Annotated in this window: 3 protein-coding genes; all 3 read left to right on the forward strand. The window is 34.4% G+C overall.

The genetic code is table 11. The annotated features are described in order from the left end of the window. A partial coding sequence (locus AC15TD_RS15160; RefSeq protein ID WP_484452984.1) for a sulfatase-like hydrolase/transferase occupies positions 1–875 on the forward strand: 875 nt, incomplete at its 5' end. A 63-nt stretch (positions 876–938) separates the two neighbouring features. Beyond that, positions 939–2,156, forward strand: a complete 1,218-nt coding sequence (locus tag AC15TD_RS15165; RefSeq protein WP_484452985.1) for a glucuronyl esterase domain-containing protein — start codon at positions 939–941, stop codon at positions 2,154–2,156. Between the two features lie 811 nt (positions 2,157–2,967). Further along, a partial coding sequence (locus AC15TD_RS15170) for a hypothetical protein (protein ID WP_484452986.1) occupies positions 2,968–3,328 on the forward strand: 361 nt, incomplete at its 3' end.

Consider the following 3,328-nt stretch of genomic DNA (forward strand, 5'->3'; position numbering starts at 1 on the left):
TAGAAGTAGAGGTGCCTTATAGACCAAATAGTTTTGGCAATAGAGAAGATGGACATTATCCAGGGATTAAAGAAGTTCATTACGAACCTAAAGACGTGATTGTACCAAATTTTTTACCAGACACACCGGAATCTCGTGCAGAATTGGCACAATATTACCAATCGGTTTCAAGAGTCGATCAAGGTGTAGGTAGGTTAATATCTCATTTAAAAGCCGCAGGGGTTTATGATAATACCATTATTATTTACATATCAGATAACGGTATTGCATTTCCAGGAGCTAAAACTACCTTGTACGAACCTGGTATGAGATTGCCTTGTATTATAAAACAAACCAATCAAAAAAAACCTGAAGTTAAAGATAATCTAATAAGCTGGGTCGATTTAACCCCAACTATCTTAGACTTAGTTGAATTGTATCCAGAAGAAAACACCTTTCATGGGAAATCTTTTAAACCAGTTTTAGAAAATGAAAAAACGGCAACGGAAACTGACGAAGAGATTTATGCATCACATACGTTTCATGAAATTACCATGTATTATCCCATGCGTGTTATTGAAGATAAAAAATACAAATTTATTTATAATATAGCATACAAATTAGACTACCCATGTGCTGCAGATTTATGGGAGTCGCCTACATGGCAATCTGTTTACACGCAAGGATTAAATGCATACTACGGAAAACGAACATTAGCGGCTTATTTAAATCGGCCTAAGTTTGAGTTATATGATGTAGTTAATGATTCAGACGAAATTAATAATCTTGCCTATAACACGGCTTATGAAAATATTTTATCAGTCTATATTAAAAAAATGAAGGCATTTCAAAAAAGGACGAAAGATCCTTGGATTATAAAATGGGAACACGAATAAAAGTATTTTTTTTTAATTTAGAAAAGGAGACAAAAATTAACGAGTGAAGAACACTTAAAAAATATGAAAACCTACATGACAATAATAATGATGGCTTTACTTTCCATCAGTCTATGGGCACAAGATGGATATGTTTTCCCTCCAGTATCCGAACTTTCCCAAACGGACAAATTACAGGATCCATGGCAGTTTTTCAATAGTGACAAGCGGGTAAGCACCTATGTAGATTGGGAGGAAAGGCGCACTGAGCTTAAAAAAATGTTTGAATTCTATGAATATGGCAGAGATTTTCCTCGTCCTTACAATACTATTGGGACAATTGTAAGCAAAAATACCCGCTACAATGGAAAAGCTGACTTCTATGATGCCCATTTGTCAATGGGACCAAATCATTCTATAAAGGGCGATCTGAGATATATAGTGCCTACGGCAGGAGAAGGTCCCTATCCGGTTATCCTTTATACACAATATTATCCGAATGATAAACCCCTTGATATGGATTGGATGGAAAAAGTCATTGATAGAGGATATATTGTAGCTGAGTGGTATTGCAGGCAGTTTGATCCTTATGGAGGTGGGAATAAACTTGAACCAGGTACGGTACAGAGTGCTTACCCTGATTATGATGGTGCTGTACTTATGGAATGGTCATGGGGAGCAAGTGCTATGATTACCTACCTGAGTTCACTTACAGAGGTGGACACCAGCAGATTAATATTGGTAGGTAATTCCAGGCGGGGGAAGACAGCTCTCCTGACAGGGGCTTTTGATGAACGAATTGATTTAATCGTGCCTTCTTGTTCCGGCTGCATGGGCTTTCCGGTTTTTAGATTTTCCGGAGAAGGCGCCTGTGACCTAACCGGCAAAAATGTGGAGGTATTCCCCGGTTGGAACAATAAAACTTTTAAAGATTTTGCCTATGGTAACGAGAACAGATTTCCTATTGACCAGCATTTGTTGGCTGTACTAATGGCTCCCAGGGCAATTATTGTAAATGAAGGATCCAACGATAATCTTGCCAATCAGGAAGGCTCACAGGAATCCTATCTTGCAGTAAAAGAAGTATATAAATGGCATGGAGCGGAAGAAAACATAGGTTGGTACCATAATGTGAATGGTAGACATGGCTATTTTGAACATGACTGGTTTCATACAATAGATTTTGCTGAAAAGGTTTTCGTGGGCAAAATACCTGCAAGTGGTGTAACCTATAATGAATTAGTCTATCCTCCAAGAAATACATTTGACTGGAAGGCACCAGAAATACCTTTAGAGAACTGATAGGAAATTTAATTTCCAAAGACTTAAATCATCAAGGTAAAAGATAAATACGAAAAAAAATCCAGAGACTCTTTCCTATAATCACTTTTTCGAGCTCCAAAAAAATGGCTTGATAAAAAGGCATAGCTTTCTCCGAACCTGGGTTGTGAAGTTGTTCCGATAGTGTGGTTAAACGAATCGGATTTTGAAAAAGCGTCTATATTAAACAAAAAAATTAAAAATTAGAGTGCATCATCGTTGTTGTGAAAAAAATCTCAATTTCATAACCATCAAATCTAATTAATCCATCGTAAGTACCAATTCAAATGAAGTTTTCAGAATCCTTTATAATATCACTTACGTCATTGAAATAAACCATTTGTAACAGCTAATAAATTAAATTGTAATTGTTGTGCGTGCACCGAATCGATTACTCCTAAAATAAAAAATAAACATGTTATATATTTATTCATCCGAGTAAGTTGACTATTTGTTAAGTATCTACCAAATTAAACAAGCAAAAACTAAAATTAATGATTGAAATACCATTAAATATGGGTATTTGTTACATTAAGATAGTTTATTGTTACACCGGAATACAAGTCAAAAACCAATTCATTCTATATTTGAAAAGTTAAATTTTGTTATAATTTGATTAACTATAAACAACGTGTCTTCTACTGTTATTTTTTATAACTCAAGAGTTGTTTCTACTATAAAATCAAATTGGAAGTAAGAACGTGTTCGGTTTCCAATTCCAACCATACAAATAGATTTAACAAAAATTTTAATTTAAAAACAAGAATATTAACTATATCTGAATTTAAACATTATGAAAAAAAAATACTTTTCTTTAGTCTTATTAATGTGTGCTTCTATAAGTTTTGCACAAACCATCGCTTTTAATAATGGTGGTGGCGACTTTTTATGGTCAAATACTGCTAATTGGGCTGGTGGCTCAGTTCCAACCGCTGTTAATACGGGTAATTTTATAAGCCCAATTGAGTCTATAGTTGATTCAAATTTTACAATTAAAGGAATTCTAATTGGTTCTGATCCAGCAACTGATTTTTCAGTAAACGGAACTAATACCTTAACCATAAATTATGCTGTTAAACAGGGTATAGCAATAACAAATGGTTCCAAACAAGGTATAAAGTTCTCAATTAAGTGTAACATTAATATCAACAGTT

Source organism: Yeosuana sp., from assembly GCF_057126245.1.